Source organism: Tolumonas osonensis (genome assembly GCF_014202415.1).
Lineage (GTDB): Bacteria > Pseudomonadota > Gammaproteobacteria > Enterobacterales > Aeromonadaceae > Tolumonas > Tolumonas osonensis.
In genome coordinates, this window is record NZ_JACHGR010000006.1 from 200,515 (window position 1) to 218,746 (window position 18,232).

The following is an 18,232-nucleotide window of genomic DNA, read 5'->3' on the forward strand; positions in this document are numbered from 1 at the left end:
TATCCTTGCTTGTCATTGTGGGTTCATCAAGCACCCTTGATGAATTCTGCAAACTTTGGTTTCCAATCCGGATGCCAGCGGGATAAAGCCGGACGATTATGGATTAAATCGTCAGCAGACCATTGCATTCGGCGCTGATCTAATTCTCGGGTGACTTCGTTGTCTTCACAAAAGATATAAAAGTCACCGGCATTAATTCCCTGGACTAATCGCTCTGCAACCTGGGTTGCACTCCAGGGGGCTGCGGGTTTGAGTGAGTCAAAGGCGATTCCGGGAAAATTCATTGGTGTAAAGGTATACCCCGGAATCAACAGATGAGCCGTGATCTTGTCAGCAACTGTTACCCGTAATTCATGTGCCAGTTGTTCGGTCAGCACCCGTACCGCCGCTTTTGATACAGCATAAGCTGCATTGCCGGGTGGTGTCGTGATCCCTTCTTTAGAACCCAGATTCACGATGGCACTGTGACTTGGTTGTTGCTGTAACGTTTTGATAAATCGCGTTTGCAACATCAAAAGAGCCCAGAAATTGACTTCCATGAGTGAGCGCCATTGCGCCAGATTTTCCCATGGACCTGCTCTGGAAAGGATTGCCGCATTGTTTATGAGAATACCGATTTCACCGGTTGACACGGCCACTTGATGCAGTTGATCCAGCACGGTTTCTGATGTGACATCCCCTGCAACAGGGTGGATAGTCAATTCCGGAAATTTGGAGCGTAACCGATGAATGGCATCCATTAACGCAGACGCATTTTTATCTGAGAGCACCAGTTTCATGTTCTCCTGTGCCATTCGCTCTGCAAGGGCATAGCCAATTCCGACGGCGGCACCGGTGATCACGGCGACAGCATCTTTTCTGATGGCTGAGTGCATAAATTTTCCTAAAGATGTCTGCAATTGTTGAATTATTCTAATGATACCGAGAAATAGCGGGCTTATAATTGAGGGGATAAGCATGTTTCGTTTAGTTTTATTCAACAATCAGAGGGCTTATGGCGCAGCGTCCTGTTTCTAAAATCTCCCGTGCGGATTTGGCGGATCTGAATTCTTTCCTCGTCGTTCACCGTCTGTGCAACTTCACTCAGGCAGCAAAGGAACTGGGTGTGACAACATCCGCACTCAGTCATTCCATCCGGAATCTTGAATCCCGTCTTGGCGTCAGGCTGTTAAACCGGACCAGCCGGACGGTATCGCCCACCGAAGCCGGCAGCAGTCTGGCAAAGCGATTGGAGATTGGATTTTCAGAAATCGGCGACGCGTTGGCAGAGGTCAATCGCCACAGGGAAAGCCCGGCTGGACGCCTGCGTCTGAATGTACTCCATGATGGCGCTCATTTGGTTCTGGCAAAGTACTTGCCGGTTTATCTGAAAAAATATCCGGACATGTCCGTCGAAGTAGCGGTAGAAGACAAAATGGTGGATATCGTTGCCGCAGGTTTTGATGCCGGCATCCGTTTCGGGGGAACCATTCCGGCTGATCTGGTCGCTGTCAAAATCAGTTCTCCCCTGAAATGGGTGGCGGTTGCTTCACCCGGCTATTTATACCGGAGAACCGCCCCTGTGATTCCGGAAGATCTTATGCATCATAACTGTATACAAATGCGGACAGGGCAGGGGATCATTTATCGCTGGGATTTTGAAAAAGACGGTGATCACCGGGTCATTGATGTTCCGGGCCAGGTCTGTGTGAATGACACCAATCTGGTGCTTGATTTTGCCCGTGCCGGGGTAGGGATCGGTTATTGTCTCGAAGCCCGGGCAATGCCGTATCTTCAGATCGGAGAGCTACGGCGGGTGTTACCGGACTGGGCACCGACCGAACCGCCCATGTATCTGTATTATCCGGGGCACCGGAGCATTCCGCCCGGCTTGCATGAACTGATTGATGTGATTCGGAATGAGCTTTCGAACTCGAAAGAATCCGGTAATTGATTGATTTGCCTGTTAGCTTAGGTCATGCCACTAAAGCCGCTTTAACGGCCCGTTTATTGATTTGAACGGGCAAAAAGACATTTTCTGATAAAATTTCGCCCTCCATCACACTTTCAAATGTTTTCATTTTGCTTTCGATATCGAATGGTCAATTATTTTCGCAACCAAAAGACAAAACGTTTCGAATGGAGTGAAAATGAAAAGTCTAATCCAATCCCACAAATCAGGCAGTAACGTCGGGATTTGTTCTATCTGTTCTGCTCATCCCTTGGTTATTGAAGCGGGTCTGACGTTTGATCTGAACACCAACCGCAAAGTGTTGATCGAAGCGACATCCAACCAGGTGAATCAGTTCGGTGGTTACACCGGCATGAAACCAGTCGATTTCCGTGATTTTGTCTACGGGATCGCAGAGAAAGTCGGCTTCCCGAAAGAACGCATCATTCTGGGCGGCGACCATTTAGGCCCGAACTGCTGGCAGAGTGAACCTGCTCAGGAAGCCATGGAAAAATCAAAGATTCTGGTGGCTGAATACGTGAAGGCGGGCTTCACCAAAATTCACCTGGATGCCTCTATGTCCTGCGGTGATGACCCGGTTCCGCTGGATCCGCTGGTGGTAGCCGAACGCGCAGCTATTCTGTGTCAGGCCGCGGAAAATGCAGCGACCGCAGAACAAAAAGAGAAAATCTCTTATGTAGTCGGTACTGAAGTGCCGGTACCGGGTGGTGAAGCGCATGCAATTAACACGGTTCATGTGACAACCGTACCGGATGCGGAAAGAACCATCACCAGCCATTATGAGTCATTTAAAAAATACGGTCTGACCGACGCGATTGACCGCATCATCGCGATTGTGGTTCAGCCGGGGGTGGAATTTGACCATTCCAACATCATTCATTACCAACGTGAAGAAGCGCAGCAACTTTCAAAATTCATTGAAGGTACGCCACTGGTGTATGAAGCGCACTCAACCGACTATCAAACGCCTGCCGCGTTCAAACAGCTGGTTGAAGATCACTTTGCGATTCTGAAAGTGGGCCCGGCGCTGACCTTCGCACTGCGTGAAGCCATTTTCGGTCTGTCATTGATTGAAAAAGAACTGGTCCCCGCCGAAGCGCAGTCACAAGTTGTGCAGGTGATCGACGCAGTGATGCAGGATGAGCCTGGCTACTGGAAAAAATACTACAACCCGGTTCATTCCAAGGCGCTGATCGATATTCACTTCAGCTTGTCTGACCGTATCCGCTATTACTGGCCGCATGAGCGTATTAATAAAGCGGTAGAAAAACTGATTGTGAACCTGAATGAAAAAGATATTCCGCTGGGTATGCTGAGTCAGTATTTCCCGATGCAATATCAACGAGTGGTTGAAGGAGAATTAACACTGTCGGCAAAAAATATTATTCTCGATAAAATCCAGGATGTATTACGTGCTTACGCATTTGGTTGTGGTGGATATTAATCATGAAGAATATGCAGTTATTTGTCCGCGATAATATCTTCTTTGAAGATCATTTCGATGCATTGAAACATATCGGCGCCGCGATGTTAAATGCCGGCGTGGTAAAGAATACCTATCCTCAGGCACTGCTGGATAGAGAAAAAGATTATCCAACTGGTATTGCACTTGAAGGTTATAGCATCGCTATTCCTCATTGCTCTGCGGATAATGCAATTAGTCCTGCCATTTATCTGATTAGACCAAATGCGCCGGTGCCATTTGATCAGGCAGATGATACAGGAAAAGTAAATGCACAACTAATCATTGCATTAATTGTGACTGATCCAAAAGACCAACTGGTTTTATTAAGAAACCTGTTTACAAATATCCAGGATTCGGACTTCTTCTATGCATTATTAAATGCGGAAGATGAAGAGACTCTGGTTTCCACCTTTAAAAATAAAATATTCAATCAGGAAGGAGTTTGCCATGAAGCGTAAAGTAATCGTAGCTTGTGGTGGCGCTGTTGCAACATCAACTCTGGCAGCAGAGGAAATAAAGGACTTATGTAAAGAAAACAATATTGAATTGGAAGTGGTTCAATGTCGTGTAAATGAAATTGAAACTTATCTGGATGGTGTGGATTTAATTTGCACGACTGCAAAAGTAGATCGCACTTTTGGTGAAATTCCATTGGTACATGGCATGCCATTCGTATCTGGTGTTGGAATTGATGCGCTGAAACAGAAAATCCTGACTATTTTGGGGTGATAGCCATGTTTGCAGAAATTATGAAATATATTCTTGATCTCGGTCCAACGGTTATGTTGCCAATCGTGATCATGATTTTCTCAACCTTATTAGGCATGAAGGTTGGGGATGCGTTCAAATCAGGTCTTCATATCGGGATCGGTTTCGTCGGTATCGGGTTGGTCATCGGGCTGATGCTCGATTCCATCGGCCCGGCAGCGAAAGCGATGACGGAAACCTTCCACATTAACCTGAATGTGGTTGATGTGGGCTGGCCTGGTTCATCCCCAATGACCTGGGCATCACAGACGGCACTGATTTCTATCCCGATTGCGATCGCAGTGAACATTTTCATGCTGGTTACCCGCATGACCCGTGTTGTAAACGTTGATATCTGGAACATCTGGCATATGACGTTTACTGGAGCCTTGCTGCACATTGCAACTGGTAACTACTGGATCGGTATTGGTGGGGTGGTTGTTCACGCGGCGTTTGTTTACAAACTGGGTGACTGGTTCTCGAAAGATACCAAAAACTTCTTTGATCTGGACGGCATTGCCATTCCGCACGGCTCATCTGCCTACCTTGGCCCGATTGCTGTGCTGGTGGACACCATCATCGAAAAAATTCCGGGTCTGAACAAAATCCACTTCAGTGCGGATGATATTCAGAAGAAATTCGGACCGTTCGGTGAGCCTGTGACAGTGGGTTTCGTGATGGGTATCGTGATTGGTCTGTTGGCTGGTTATGACCCGAAAGCAGTGGCTCAATTAGCGGTGAAAACTGCGGCAGTCATGTTACTGATGCCACGCGTAATCAAACCAATCATGGACGGTTTAACACCAATCGCTAAACACGCCCGTAAACGCTTACAGGCTAAATTCGGTGGTGAAGGTTTCCTGATCGGTCTGGATCCTGCGTTATTACTGGGTCACAACTCGGTTATATCAGCAAGCCTGCTGTTCATCCCGCTGACAATTCTGGTTGCGATTTTAGTGCCGGGTAACCAGGTACTGCCATTCGGTGACCTGGCGACGGTAGGTTTCTTCGTTGCGATGGCAGTTGCGGTGCATAACGGTAACCTTTTCAGAACCATCATTTCAGGCGTGATCATTATGTCTATCACCCTGTGGATTGCGACCCAAACCATCGGTTTCCACACCATTCTGGCTCAGAATGCAGGAACCCTGAAAGCCGGTGGACAAGTTGCATCAATGGACCAGGGCGGCTCACCAATCACCTATCTGCTGATTGAGTTGCTGACCTTCAAGAACGTGATGGGCCTGATTGTGATTGGTTCCATCTATGGACTGGGCGTTCTGCTGACCTACATGCGTGCCAAAAAATACGAAAAAGAACAAGCACTACAGGCTGCTAGCTCTGCTGCCTAATTGATAAACCGGGGGGGTTATCCCTCCGGTACTTCTGGTTGGAGATTTATGATGAAAGCTGTATTAGTCAATAAAGACAGCACATTAACTGTCGGCGATATTGAAAAACCATCATTAGATGAAATAAATAATGTTCTGGTAAAAGTAAATTATTCCGGATTATGTGGTTCAGATATTCCACGTGTCTTTGAAGAAGGCGCTCATTTTTATCCGATTGTTTTAGGTCATGAATTCAGCGGGGTTGTTGAATCGGTTGGCAGTAATGTTGCGAAATATAAAGCAGGGGATAAAGTTTGCTGTGTACCATTAAAGCCATGTTTTGACTGCCCTGAATGTCAGCAAGGTCTTTATTCACTCTGCAAAAACTACACATTTATTGGTTCACGTCGTCAGGGGGGTAATGCAGAATATGTCGCAATACCTGAGTCAACCGTATATAAACTGCCTGAATATGTTAATTTAAAGCAGGGTGCCTTTTTCGAGCCAATTACTGTTAGTCTGCATGGCATGTTGTTGTGCGGTGGTTGCCAGGATAAAAATGTTATTATTCTGGGTGTGGGTACAATCGGTTTATTGGCGCTGCAAGCTGCAAAAGCAATGGGTGCCAGAAATGTCATTGCGATTGATTTAAATAATGAACGTTTGAAATTGGCAAAAGAGTTAGGGGCCAATATTGTTATCAACTCTGGTGAAATGAGCCCGGAAGAAATTTTTAACGTCTTGAACGAATATCGTTTTGGTCAGTTAATTCTGGAGACTGCAGGTGTCCCGCAAACGGTAAAACTGGCAATTAAAATTGCCGGCCCACGTGCGCAAATCTCACTGATTGGCACGCTGCATAAAGACCTGTCATTAACTTATGGCGAATTTGGCCAGATCCTGCGCAAAGAATTGGAAATCAAAGGCAGCTGGATGAATTATTCCGCGCCTTATCCTGGCAAAGAATGGGATCTGGCGGCTGAATTCTTTGGCAAAGGTCAGATTGAAATTGAACCACTTATTCAACATTGCGGAAACGTTCACTCTTATTCGGAAGAAGTCAGTTCGCTGAATGGCAAACCGATGAACGGAAAAATTCTGCTGAGTTTTGAGGAGAAATAAAATGCCTTTAATGAACAGTAAATATTTACTCGAACGTGCCCGTAAAGAAGGGTTTGCGGTTCCGGCGTTTAATATTCATAACCTTGAAACATTGCAGGTGGTTCTGGATACCGCCAAAGAGATGCAGTCACCGGTGATCATTGCCGGCACTCCCGGTACCTACAAGCATACCGGGGTCAGTGAGCTGGTGAGCATGATGGAGTCGGCGTGCGCCAGCCGTAATATGCGGGCCATCCTTCATCTGGATCATCATCAGGACATTCCGGATATTGCTGCCAAGCTCAATGCAGGTATCCGTTCTGTCATGTATGACGGTTCGCACTTCCCGTTTGAAGAGAACGTTGCCAACACGCTCAAGGTTGCTCAGTTATGTCATGAGATGGGGGCTAGCCTGGAAGCGGAACTGGGGATGCTCGGTGGTCAGGAAGACGATCTGATCATTGATGCCGCTTCTGCCTGTCTGACCGACCCGGATGCGGCGGTCGAATTTGTCAGTCGCACCGGGATTGATTCACTGGCGGTGGCCATTGGTACGGCGCATGGTATGTATAAATCGGTACCGAAACTGGCCTATCCGATCCTGGAAAAAATTGCGGCGAAAGTATCTATTCCGCTGGTGCTGCATGGGGCTTCCGGTATTCCTGACGAAGACATCAGAAAGTGCATTTCCATGGGCATTGCCAAAGTGAACGTGGCGACCGAACTGAAAATAGGTTTTGCCGGTGCGCTGAAACATTACTTTGAAGTCCATCCGGAAGGGAATGACCCGCGCGATTACATGGCAGTGGCCAAACAGGCGATGCGGGAGATTGTGCTGAGTAAAATCAACGTTTGTGGAAGCGCAGGCAAGAGTCTCTGATAAAAGTGTGTCCGCCCATGGGGGCTTTAACACCGGGAAACCGGTGTTTTTTTTCAGAAAGTGAGATAACTCTCAAACCCGTATTTTCCGGATATTTACTTTTGCCTTTCATTTGATTTCGAATAAACTGGAAAAATGAAAATAACAGGTGATTGTCGCTATGAACGCTAACGAACGCAGACAACGAATTTTAGAACAGCTGAATGAGAAAGGAACCGTACAGGTTACCGAGCTGGCAGAACAGTTTCAGATCTCGGAAGTCACCATCCGGACGGATCTCCGCATTCTGGAAGAGCAGGGCTTTCTGATTCGTTTTCACGGTGGCGCCAATCTGACGTCGATGCTGACCTTCCGGGCTGAAAGCAAACCGGATACAGAAACAGTGCTGGAAGATCGGTATTCATTAGCGCAGACACCCAAATCAAGAATCGCGAAGCAGGCCAGTTCACTGGTATTTCCGGGGGCGTCCGTCATTCTGGATAGCGGTAGCACCACGCTGCTTATCGCCGAAGAACTGGTGAAAACCGGCAATATCACCGTGATCACCAATAGTCTTCCGGCGGCAGATGTCCTGTCTGCCAACAAGGATATCACCCTGGTTTTGTGCGGTGGCACGCTGCGTCATAAAACCCGCTCGCTGCACGGCGCTATTGCTGAGGCCGCTTTAACTGGCGTAACCGCTGATTTCCTGTTTGTCGGCGCGGATGGCATTGATCCGGTGAACGGGATCACCACCTTCAATGAAGGTTACGCAATTAGTGCCGTGATGGCGAAAGCAGCGAAAAAAGTGATCGCAGTGGTCGACTCCACCAAATATGGCCGCAGCGGTTTTAATCAGGTGCTGCGGATTGATCAGATCGACTGCCTGATCACAGATGATGGCCTTGATGACAACGCCCGTGTCGCGCTGCAAAAAGCAGGGTTAAGCGTCATTCTCGTCTAAAATTTGGTTTAACGGTCTGTTTCTTTGGTTATTCATTGTGTTTATTGGTATTGATTGCGGTACGCAAAGTACAAAAGCCATTGTCTGGAATAGCCATACAAAAAAAATCATCGGAACGGGGGCGGCAAAATACCCGGTTCTGATGTATCGGCCCGGCTGTCAGGAACAAAAGGCGGACTGGTGGATTGACGCGCTCATCAAGGCCGTCAGGGAAGCCATCTCCGCGGCAAATATCAATCCCAAAGTGGTCAAAGCGATAGGCGTATCCGGCCAGCAGCATGGCCTGGTTGCCCTGGACCCGCATGATCAGGTTATCCGGGATGTTAAGTTATGGTGTGACACCGAAGGGACACAGGCCCTTGAGAAGTTTGAATCGAAACAGGTTTATCCTTTGCACAAGGAACTCGGCATTCATGTGCCGGTCGCTTTCACGATTGCCAAACTACTCTGGCTGAAACAGACAGAACCCCACGAGTTTGCCCGCATCAGAAAAGTATTGCTCCCGCACGAATATATCAATTTCTGGTTCACCGGAAACTACCGGGCTGAAGCCGGGGATGCTTCCGGGACGGGCTATTTCAATACGCATACCCGGAGATGGAGCCAGTCGGTTCTTTATCAGCTGAACTTTCATCATGACTTTGTTCTGCCGGAGTTGATTCAATCCCACGAACCCTACGGCGTCATCAGACCGGAAATTGCGGATCTGTTTGGTTTTAACCGTCAGGTCATCATCTCCAGCGGCGGGGGTGATAACATGATGGCCGCTATCGGAACAGGTAATACCTCGGAAAACAAGTTAACCATCAGCCTGGGGACTTCCGGGACTGCCTACAGTCATACCTTCAATCAGATTGATACCGAAAAATACCCGGATATCAATGCGTTCTGTTCATCGACCAATGGCTATCTCCCTCTGATCAGTACCATGAACGTTACCAGTGCGACAGAAAAGTTCCGTGCTTTATTTCAGATCGATCTGGCAACGTTCGAAGGCGCCATCAGTTCAGCACCGATAGGTTCAGCAGGGATCCGTGTTCTGCCTTATCTGAATGGTGCTCGTTTGCCCAATCAGCCGCATGCAAAAGCCTCCATTCATGGATTAAGCATGATGAACATGAGCAGAGAAAATATCCTGCGAGCGCTGGTGGAAGGCATTACCTACAATCTGGTATCGGGCATCCGGCTATTCAGAAAAAACGGAATGCGTTTCCAGTCGGCGACCCTGGTTGGCGGCGGGGCAAACAGTCCTTGCTGGCGACAAATGATGGCCGATATCACCGGTCTGGAAATCAGGGTACCGCAAGAAACCGAAGCTGCCGCACTGGGGGCCGCATTACAGGCGCAATGGTGTTACTTATGCAGTTCCGGCCAATATTACGGAATACAGGATTTATGCGACGATTCGATCCGGTTTAATCCTGAGCGCCATACCGTTTCCGTGCCCGCCCACCAACAGGTCTACCGGCAACTGTTCCAGGAATATATGTATTTGGTGAACAATCATTTTGGCAATCATGAACTGTCAAAATGACGCTTATCCTCCAAAATACAAAAACATGCTTGGCTAAATCATCACCGGTTGCTTTAATTAGCGACAGCAGGAAATCACGAGTTTCAGTGACGCATAAGGTGCGATGTCATGCTATGAAAGCAACTCCTCATGTCCCACCCTACAATTTCACCGACTTATTGCTGGATGCGGTATGTGTCGTTGATCGTGACGGCTATTTCCTGTTTGTCAGTGCCGCCAGTGAAAGGATTTTTGGCTATAAACCGGATGAAATGATTGGCAAGCCCATGATTGATTTTGTATATCCGGGTGATCGGGAAAGAACCCTGAATGCCGTGACTGAAATTCTTAATGGTGAACATAAGCCGCATTTTGAAAATCGTTATGTGCGGAAAGATGGCAAAATAGTTCATATCATGTGGTCTGCCCGCTGGTCTGAATCGGAACAGGTGAGGGTGGCTGTTGCCCGTGATGTCACCGAACGGAAACGCGCCGAATCAATGCAGGCCGCCGTTTATGCCATCTCAGAAGCTGCCAATTCACCCGGTAATCTGAATTCCTTATTTCAGCGTATTCACGAAGTTGTGGACGAACTGCTGCTGGCGACTGATTTTATGGTCGGCCTTTATGATGCAGAAAAAAACGAGTTAAGCTTTCCTTATTGCGCGCATCCAGACAGCGATTTATCGCTATCAACCCGGGTGCTCGAGATTATCGTAAAGCAGGTTATTCATACCGGGCGGTCCTTGCTATTAACACCTGAAACTATCGCTGCAATTTTACCGTCATTAGTCTTTGATACTGGACCTAAGACATCAAACTGGCTGATCGCACCTATCAAATCATCGAATGGAATGATGGGGGCGTTGCTCGTGATGAGCTCTGATAACAACATGCGTTTTACGGAACAGGATCGGGAATTGCTCCAGTTTGTATCCATCCAGGTAGCTGCTGCTATTGAACGCAAGCGAATGCTCACCCGGTTGGAATATATGGCGCAATTCGATCAGTTGACACATCTTCCAAACCGGATACTTTTTCTGGATCGCCTGCAAAACGCGTTAATCATCGCCCGCAGAGAACAAAAAATGCTGGCGGTGTTCTATCTGGATCTGGATAAATTCAAGCAGGTCAATGACACATTTGGTCATGCAACAGGGGATCAGTTGTTGTCTGAGGTATCACGCCGCCTGACTCTGTGTGTACGTGAATCGGATACGGTCGGGCGCATCGGCGGCGATGAATTTGTCATTCTGGCCAATCATATCAAGCACGCGAGCGATGTTGACGTCATCAAAAACAAAATCAGAGCCGCATTATCTCACCCGTATGAGCTGGATAAGGCTCAATTGCAGATCCTTCCCAGTATTGGCTGTGCCATTTATCCGGAACATGGCGAGAACGAAAGTGAACTGATTCATTATGCTGATTGCGCAATGTATCAGGCCAAAAAAGAACAAATGGCATTGTCCTTAACGTCAAAACCCTAACCGCGTTCCGTCATGTTGCATGAAATGGTGCTCATTTCTGGTTGGTATTTCTGAAAGGGAATCGTGACCAGTATCATCAATATGTATATTAAATATATCTTTATTAGCTTTTTAAGATTCAATTAATAGTTCAGGTCTAGCATTCAATCAGACGTTAGATGTTAGCCGGAGCAGTTATGAAGCCTGTCAATGCGCCTTACCAGTTATCGTTGGCTAAAAGCAGTCACCAATATTCACACTTGCAACAATTTATACAGGACCAATATCTCCACGAATTTAATGCGACGATACCTCATTTTTTGCCTGTATTGCTTGGACTTTACCGGGCTGACGGTCAGTTAGTCAGCGCTTGCGGATTAAATCCGGCACATCTGAACAATCTTTATTTAGAGCACTACCTGGATGCGCCAATTGAGCAAGTAGTGGCGAACCAGCACGGCATCGATATGGATCGGTCTCAAATAATCGAAATTGGTAATTTTGCCGCGGTTGAAGCGGGTGCCTCGCGGATCATGTTTGCAGCACTGTGCCTGTTACTCAGAAAGAGTCATCTGGACTATGTGGCGTTTACCGGCACGAACAAGATCCGCAATATCTTTCAGCGTCTGCATATTAATCCGGTGGAACTGTCTCCGGCTTTACCTGAACGACTGGGGGAGGATGCCAATGCCTGGGGGGAATATTACCGTAATCATCCACTGGTCATGATTGGTGATGTGAACGCTGGTTATCAGACTCTGTGTGAAAACAGTCTGTTATTTTCCTTGTTTGGTGCTGTGCCTTCTTTGTTTTCTGAAACAGTGAGGACATCGGCATGAACCTGTTTGAGCAAATCAGTCAGATTGCCGCCGAAGATCCACATCGTCCGGCATTATATGATAGCCACCGGACGCTCACTTATGCCGTGCTTGAGCATGAAATTCATCAATTATCTGATCAACTGAAAGCGCTGAAAATATCCCGCCTGGCGCTGCAAACAGATAACGGTATTGACTGGGCATTAGTTGATCTCGCCTGTATGTTCTCCGGTATCGTCGTGATTCCTGTTCCCTTGTTTTTCAGTGAGGAACAACAAAACTGGCTATTGGAAACGAGCGGAGCTGATGCGCTGGCTGGTCCGTCAAAAGCAGGCTGGGTATCATCACAATTGGCCTCTTTACCATTGCAACGCTGCCAGCCGGAAGCAGTGCCTTCCATTCCTGAAGGTACAGCAAAAATCACCTATACCTCAGGGACAACCGGGCACCCCAAAGGGGTTTGTCTGAGTTTCAGTCATCTGATGAATGTCTGTCAGTCAATCACAGAACGCATCCGGTCTGCTGATATCAGACAGCATCTCACTTTACTACCGTTATCTACGTTGCTGGAGAATATAACCGGACTGTATGTGCCTTTACTGACCGGAGCCAGCAGTTGTATTCCTTCTCTGACCGAGGTAGGGCTGACCGGTTCCAGCCAGTTTTCACCGCCGGTTTTCGCTCAGGCACTAAAGAGATGGCAGCCGCATAGTCTGGTGCTGGTACCCGAATTACTCAGAATGCTGGTTGCTATGTGCAGTGCTGACAGTTCACTGGCATCCAGCCTGCGTTTTGTTGCCGTGGGTGGCGGGAAAGTCGCGGCGGATTTAATTCATAAAGCACGTCAGTCGGGCTTACCTGTTTATGAAGGTTATGGCCTTTCGGAATGTGGATCTGTAGTGGCATTAAATTCGCCTGATCATGATCTCCCCGGCGCAGTGGGATTACCGCTTCGTCATTGTCATGCTGTCATCAGTGACGATGGTGAAGTCTTGGTTAATGGTGCGCCTATGCTCGGCTATCTCGGCGACTCATCCTCTCATGAGCAGATAGCCACCGGTGATTTAGGCCATATAGACGAGCAGGGCTTTTTGCATATAACCGGCCGCAGGAAAAATGTGCAGATCACGGCTTTTGGACGCAATTTTTCGCCGGAATGGATAGAAGCAGAGGCGCAGATTTACCCGTCAATAACTCGCATCGTCGTATTCGGAGATGCCTTACCAGCCAACATTGCCATCGTACAAACAACACCCGGACAGGAAAAACAGCTGCCCGCGCATATAGCTCATCTCAATACCCATTTACCAGACTATGCACGGATTCATCATTATATCGAAGCCGAACTGACCGCTGCGTCCGGTTTAATAACCAGTAATGGCCGGCCGAAACGGCAAAAGATTCTGGATATATATCAGACACAGATTGCTCAGATTTTCGCAGGAGATCCAATATGACCTTTTACCAGCAACTTCAGGATAGCACCGCGCGTGAACGCGATTATTTATTAAGTGCACCGATCATCGAAGCTTGCCGCACCGGCGATATCAACAAGGAAATGTACATTGCTTTCCTGAAACAGGCCTATTACCACGTGCGTCATACCGTTCCGTTACTGATGGCAACCGGAGGAAAGTTACCTCAGGATTATGAGTGGGTACGTGGCGCAATTGCAGAATACATTGCTGAAGAATATGGTCATCAGGAATGGATATTAAACGATATCCGGGCATGTGGTAGCGATGCGGAATCTGTCAGAACAGGTCAGCCGGGATTATCAATTGAACTGATGGTAGCATTTCTTTATGACCAGATAACCCGCTTAAATCCCATGGGATTTTTTGGCATGGTGCAGGTGCTGGAGGGGACCAGCGTCGCTATTGCACTCAACGTCGCCGAACAACTGAAAAAGGGTCTTAGCTTACCGTCCAATGCAATGAGTTATCTCAGCTCTCATGGTGCACTTGATCAGGAACATCTGCGCTTTTTTGAGTCATTGATGAATAAAGTGGAAAAACCGGAAGATCAGCAAGCGATCATCCATTCCGCAAAAGTCGTCTACCGGCTCTATGGCAACATGTTACGTGAAATAACAGGGCATCTCGCATGAAACTGGAAAATGCAAAAATATTGATAACCGGCGCCAGTGGTGGCATCGGAAAAGCGCTCTCTCATGCGTTGGCAGAGCAAAATGCTTTTCTGGTGCTGCATGGTCGTAATGAAAGCCAGCTTGAACAACTGAAGGGATCATTACCTTATCCGGAGCGTCATCAAATCATCGTCGCTGATCTTACTCAGACAGCGGACCGGGCCGCGTTGCTGCAACATCCGGCGCTGAATGCAGGGATCGATGTACTGATTAACAATGCGGGCACAAATGAATTCGCCTGGCTGGAAGATCAGACAGAAACCCAGATTGAGCGCCAGTTATATGTGAACGTTCAGGCTCCGGTTTTACTGACCAAAGCCATGTTGCCGCATTTAAACAAACCGGCCCTGATCATGAATATAGGCTCAAGTCTGGGCAGTATTGGTTATCCGGGTTACAGCGTTTACTGTGCGACCAAGTTTGCTATCCGCGGTTTTAGCGAGGCGCTGAACAGAGAATTAGCCGGTAGCGGAATTAAAGTGCTCTACTTTGCTCCCCGGGCGACGCAAACCTCGATCAATTCCGATGCCGTTAATGAAATGAACAAAGAACTGGGCACTAAAAGCGACACCGCCGAGTCAGTTGCCCGTGAAGTCGTGACGGCTTTGCAAAAAGAGATAAAACGTCGTTGGCTGGGCTGGCCGGAAGGCTTGTTTGTCCGCATCAATGGGCTCATACCGCAACTGGTTGATAACGCCATTATCAAACAATTGCCTGTTATTGCTAAATTTGCCCGTGTTGGCTTTCAAAAAGGAACTCACTGATGAAAAAATACTTATTTTTAATGGGATTAGTGAGTGTTGCAGCACCACAAGTCCATGCGGCTGATGCACTGATTCGGATACAGGACCAGTGGAGTGTTTGCCAGTATCAGGTAGAAAAAGACGCAAAAGAAGGTTGTCTGGAAACATTGAGTAAAGAGGCAAGCCAGCAGAGTCTGCAGAATAAATCACGTGTCGATTTACTGATCTGGTCTGCCATCGTAAAAAGTAGCTGGGCTGGCGCTAAAGGTGGCTTAGACGCACTCTCTTTGGTGAAAGAAGCTAAAGGTGAACTTGAACAGGCTTTGGCCCGGGATCCCAAATCGTTAAATGGTTCGGCTTATACCAGTCTCGGTACACTTTATTATCAGGTTCCGGGATGGCCGATCGGTTTTGGTGACAACAAACAAGCCGAGCAGTTATTAAAACAGGCGCTGGCAATTAATCCTGACGGTATTGATCCTAATTTCTTTTACGGCGATTTCTTGCTGGAACAAGGCCGTAAAAAAGAAGCAAAAATTTACCTGACAAAAGCCCTTAATGCCCCGGAACGTATCGGCCGTGAGCTTGCGGATAAAGGCCGGAAACAGGAAATTCAGGACAGGTTGTCTGAATTGTAATCAGCAGTTAAACGATAGATTATAAATCTTTAACTAAAAGCCCTGATTTCAGGGCTTTTTTGAATCTCCACTCGCTCACCAGACACTGCTTACTCACTTCTCCGACATCAACAGCACGGGCGGCTTCCGGATCGCCGTGCCTTGTCCTGCTTTGTCCGACCGCCACACAACCCCAAAACTCCTCGTCTGAATCTCTTTTGGCGATAGTCATTCATTTAGCCTGGCGTCAAACGTTAGCAGTCCAGATTAAATACGTGAATGGCATCTCAAGCAGAAAAAGTTGAACTCGTGAGTACGCATGGTGCAGGCGACTGCTTCATGGGTATGTTTTGTGCGTCTATGATAAATGGATGCTCACTCGAAGAATCTGTTTCTAGGGCAAATAAGGCTGCGGCAATACACGTATCCCGCAAGTCACATTAATAATGTTTATTAAGTAATATCTGAATAAAACATTTATTAAATTATATTTGATAGTTTTAATTAATGTATCAGGCCAAAAAAGAACGGGACAATTAAAAAGCCATCTGCAAATGAGATGGCTTCTTGGTCCGTTATTCCAGCTTATTTGAACAACGCGATATGGTCCTCAATATACGTTTGCAGAGTGCGTGGTGCGTGCCCCGTCAATGTTTCAACCGCATCGGTGGTTAATGCAGTCCAGCCTTCACGGACGGGATAGAAGATCGACGCCAGGAAACTGGCGTAATCTTTTGGTACGCCAACACTCGTCAGAATACCCACGAAAGTTTCATCATCAATGGCCTGATATTGAATAGCGTGGCCAGAGGCTCTGGACAATTGTTCAGCCGCATCCGCATAACTCAATGCTTCCGGGCCGGTCAGATTGAATGCATTGCCATCAAACTTTGCGGTTGTTAATGCTGCAGCGGCAGATTCAGCAATATCACGCACATCAATAAAGCTGGATTGACCTTGCGCAGCAGGCACGGCGATAACGCCTTGCTTGATTCCTGCCAGCCAGAAGGTATGGAAATTGTCAGAGAACCAGTTAGGACGCAGGATCACAAACGGTACACCAGAACGTTCAACTTTTAACTCCAGCTGGCGGTAGGGAATACTGTCATCAGCATCGACACCCAGTACCGATTGCAGCACAATTTTTACGCCTTTTTTAATGGCGACATCTAACACGGGGGTGACTAAAGAAACCACATCGATATAACCGGTTGGCACCATGACATAAACACGATTCACCCCCTCAAATGCCTTATCAATCGTCGACAGGTCGGTGAAATCAAAGACTACACTTTCGGCACCAGCAACGGCCTTGCCAGTACGGGAAGCGGCTTTTACTTTTTCCCCTTTTGCTACTAATGCTTCGATCAATGGTTTGCCAATATTGCCGGTTGCGCCCAGAACCAGAATTTTATTTGTCATGATGAACTCCGTTTATTTAATAAGTGATTAACTATTTTGAGAATTAACCTGATGGGATGAAGTCTATTGGATATTGAAATGAGCAAATAGAAGTATATAGTTGACAGTTTGTTGCATAAATTAAGCATATATGGATAAGTTCACTGCCATTAAGGTGTTTCTTGAAACCGTAGAGCGTGGCAGCGTGTCTGCCGCAGCAGAGCATCTGGATATGTCGCGGGCGATGGCATCGCGTTATGTTGCGTACATGGAGGAATGGGCAGGAGCCCGGTTATTGCACCGTACTACCCGTAAACTTACTCTCACAACAGCGGGTACGCAGATGCTGCCGCTTTGTCGCGAAATGCTGAAATTGGCTGAAAATATGGAAGCCACAGTTGCTGAGCGGGAAGGGGAGCCTCGGGGACAATTACGGATCACCACCAGTGCGGTATTTGCGCATCCTCACATGACGGATGCTGTTGTGGCTTATCTTGCGCAATATCCGGCGACGAGCATTGATTTGCAAGTGGTGGATCGCACCGTTAATCTGATTGAAGAACGAATCGATTTGGCGATTCGTATTACCAACAATCTTGATCCCAATTTAATTGCCCGCAAAATTGGCATGTGTCGTTCTGTTTTATGCGCTTCGCCTGATTACTTACATAAACGAGGCACACCCGCTTCCGCGCAAGATTTAACCCAGCACAACTGTTTAACCTATGCGTATTTCGGCCAGAGTCTATGGCAATTTGAACATGACGGACTACCTGTTTCCGTGCCGGTACAAGGTAATTTCAGTGCGAATGAAGCGTTAGTATTGCAGCAGGCAGCAGTAACCGGATGCGGGATCACGATGCTGCCTACCTTTGCTGCCAGTAGCTTGATTAAACAGGGGAAATTAGTTCCTGTGTTACCGGAGTATAAAATGGCGGATATGGGTATCTATGCCGTTTATGCATCACGCAAACAGATGTCGCAAGCCGTGCGCACGATGATTGATTTTCTGGTAGCTCGTTTTGGTGAGAATTCTCATTGGGATAGAGACAGCTTCTTATGTTAATACCGGATAAACAATCGTATATTATTCAAAATTAATGT

At 47.4% G+C, this 18,232-nt stretch carries 20 protein-coding genes; 17 read left to right on the plus strand and 3 right to left on the minus strand.

The window, feature by feature from the left end:
- Positions 1–26: 26 nt before the first annotated feature.
- A complete protein-coding gene (locus tag HNR75_RS09985) occupies positions 27–980 on the minus strand; it encodes an SDR family NAD(P)-dependent oxidoreductase (protein WP_223157855.1) in 954 nt (317 codons plus the stop codon).
- A 14-nt stretch (positions 981–994) separates the two neighbouring features.
- On the opposite strand from HNR75_RS09985, the gene HNR75_RS09990 reads away from it, so the two are divergent.
- The 15 genes from HNR75_RS09990 (at position 995) to HNR75_RS10060 (ending at position 15,748) form a co-directional block, all read left to right on the plus strand.
- Positions 995–1,933 carry a LysR family transcriptional regulator gene (locus tag HNR75_RS09990; RefSeq protein WP_188026829.1) on the plus strand — a complete coding sequence of 313 codons (939 nt, stop codon included), beginning with the start codon at positions 995–997 and terminating at the stop codon, positions 1,931–1,933.
- A 196-nt stretch (positions 1,934–2,129) separates the two neighbouring features.
- Positions 2,130–3,395, plus strand: a complete 1,266-nt coding sequence (gatZ, locus tag HNR75_RS09995) for a tagatose-bisphosphate aldolase subunit GatZ (RefSeq protein ID WP_188026830.1) — start codon at positions 2,130–2,132, stop codon at positions 3,393–3,395.
- 2 nt (positions 3,396–3,397) lie between these two features.
- Complete coding sequence (gene gatA, locus HNR75_RS10000) at positions 3,398–3,874, plus strand: PTS galactitol transporter subunit IIA (protein ID WP_188026831.1); 477 nt, start codon at positions 3,398–3,400, stop codon at positions 3,872–3,874.
- Positions 3,864–4,145, plus strand: coding sequence for a PTS galactitol transporter subunit IIB (gatB, locus tag HNR75_RS10005; protein ID WP_188026832.1), 282 nt, complete (start codon positions 3,864–3,866; stop codon positions 4,143–4,145). The genes gatA and gatB overlap by 11 nt, the downstream gene beginning before the upstream one ends.
- A 5-nt stretch (positions 4,146–4,150) precedes the next feature.
- A complete protein-coding gene (locus tag HNR75_RS10010) occupies positions 4,151–5,515 on the plus strand; it encodes a galactitol-specific PTS transporter subunit IIC (protein ID WP_188026833.1) in 1,365 nt (454 codons plus the stop codon).
- Between the two features lie 48 nt (positions 5,516–5,563).
- Positions 5,564–6,616 (plus strand): alcohol dehydrogenase catalytic domain-containing protein, encoded by a 1,053-nt coding sequence (locus HNR75_RS10015; RefSeq protein WP_223157856.1) that lies wholly within the window; start codon positions 5,564–5,566, stop codon positions 6,614–6,616.
- Between the two features lies 1 nt (position 6,617).
- Entirely contained in the window at positions 6,618–7,475 is an 858-nt protein-coding gene (gatY, locus tag HNR75_RS10020; protein WP_188026834.1) for a tagatose-bisphosphate aldolase subunit GatY, read from the plus strand.
- A 160-nt stretch (positions 7,476–7,635) separates the two neighbouring features.
- Positions 7,636–8,418, plus strand: a complete 783-nt coding sequence (locus HNR75_RS10025; protein WP_188026835.1) for a DeoR/GlpR family DNA-binding transcription regulator — start codon at positions 7,636–7,638, stop codon at positions 8,416–8,418.
- Positions 8,419–8,455: 37 nt separating this feature from the next.
- Positions 8,456–9,952, plus strand: coding sequence for a xylulokinase (gene xylB, locus HNR75_RS10030; RefSeq protein ID WP_188026836.1), 1,497 nt, complete (start codon positions 8,456–8,458; stop codon positions 9,950–9,952).
- 113 nt (positions 9,953–10,065) lie between these two features.
- Positions 10,066–11,421: a diguanylate cyclase domain-containing protein gene (locus HNR75_RS10035; protein ID WP_188026837.1), complete on the plus strand. Its 1,356-nt coding sequence runs from the start codon at positions 10,066–10,068 to the stop codon at positions 11,419–11,421.
- A 176-nt stretch (positions 11,422–11,597) separates the two neighbouring features.
- Positions 11,598–12,239, plus strand: a complete 642-nt coding sequence (locus tag HNR75_RS10040) for a thermostable hemolysin (RefSeq protein WP_246358861.1) — start codon at positions 11,598–11,600, stop codon at positions 12,237–12,239.
- Positions 12,236–13,675 carry an AMP-binding protein gene (locus HNR75_RS10045; protein WP_188026839.1) on the plus strand — a complete coding sequence of 480 codons (1,440 nt, stop codon included), beginning with the start codon at positions 12,236–12,238 and terminating at the stop codon, positions 13,673–13,675. The genes HNR75_RS10040 and HNR75_RS10045 overlap by 4 nt, the downstream gene beginning before the upstream one ends.
- Positions 13,672–14,328: an iron-containing redox enzyme family protein gene (locus HNR75_RS10050; RefSeq protein ID WP_188026840.1), complete on the plus strand. Its 657-nt coding sequence runs from the start codon at positions 13,672–13,674 to the stop codon at positions 14,326–14,328. The genes HNR75_RS10045 and HNR75_RS10050 overlap by 4 nt, the downstream gene beginning before the upstream one ends.
- Entirely contained in the window at positions 14,325–15,131 is an 807-nt protein-coding gene (locus tag HNR75_RS10055; protein ID WP_188026841.1) for an SDR family oxidoreductase, read from the plus strand. Before HNR75_RS10050 ends, HNR75_RS10055 begins: the two co-directional genes overlap by 4 nt.
- Positions 15,131–15,748 (plus strand): tetratricopeptide repeat protein, encoded by a 618-nt coding sequence (locus tag HNR75_RS10060; RefSeq protein WP_188026842.1) that lies wholly within the window; start codon positions 15,131–15,133, stop codon positions 15,746–15,748. The genes HNR75_RS10055 and HNR75_RS10060 overlap by 1 nt, the downstream gene beginning before the upstream one ends.
- A 19-nt stretch (positions 15,749–15,767) precedes the next feature.
- Here HNR75_RS10060 and HNR75_RS10065 read toward each other — a convergent pair whose 3' ends face one another.
- On the minus strand, positions 15,768–15,959 hold the full coding sequence (locus HNR75_RS10065) for a hypothetical protein (RefSeq protein WP_188026843.1): 192 nt from the start codon (positions 15,957–15,959) through the stop codon (positions 15,768–15,770).
- Between the two features lie 47 nt (positions 15,960–16,006).
- Here HNR75_RS10065 and HNR75_RS15610 point away from each other — a divergent pair, with 47 nt between their 5' ends.
- Entirely contained in the window at positions 16,007–16,171 is a 165-nt protein-coding gene (locus tag HNR75_RS15610; protein WP_281364940.1) for a PfkB family carbohydrate kinase, read from the plus strand.
- 141 nt (positions 16,172–16,312) lie between these two features.
- On the opposite strand, the gene HNR75_RS10075 is transcribed toward HNR75_RS15610, so the two are convergent.
- Positions 16,313–17,149: an SDR family oxidoreductase gene (locus HNR75_RS10075; protein WP_188026844.1), complete on the minus strand. Its 837-nt coding sequence runs from the start codon at positions 17,147–17,149 to the stop codon at positions 16,313–16,315.
- Between the two features lie 130 nt (positions 17,150–17,279).
- Here HNR75_RS10075 and HNR75_RS10080 point away from each other — a divergent pair, with 130 nt between their 5' ends.
- The gene (locus HNR75_RS10080; protein ID WP_188026845.1) at positions 17,280–18,194 is read left to right on the plus strand and encodes a LysR family transcriptional regulator; all 915 of its coding nucleotides are present in this window, start codon (positions 17,280–17,282) and stop codon (positions 18,192–18,194) included.
- The last annotated feature ends 38 nt before the right edge of the window (positions 18,195–18,232 follow it).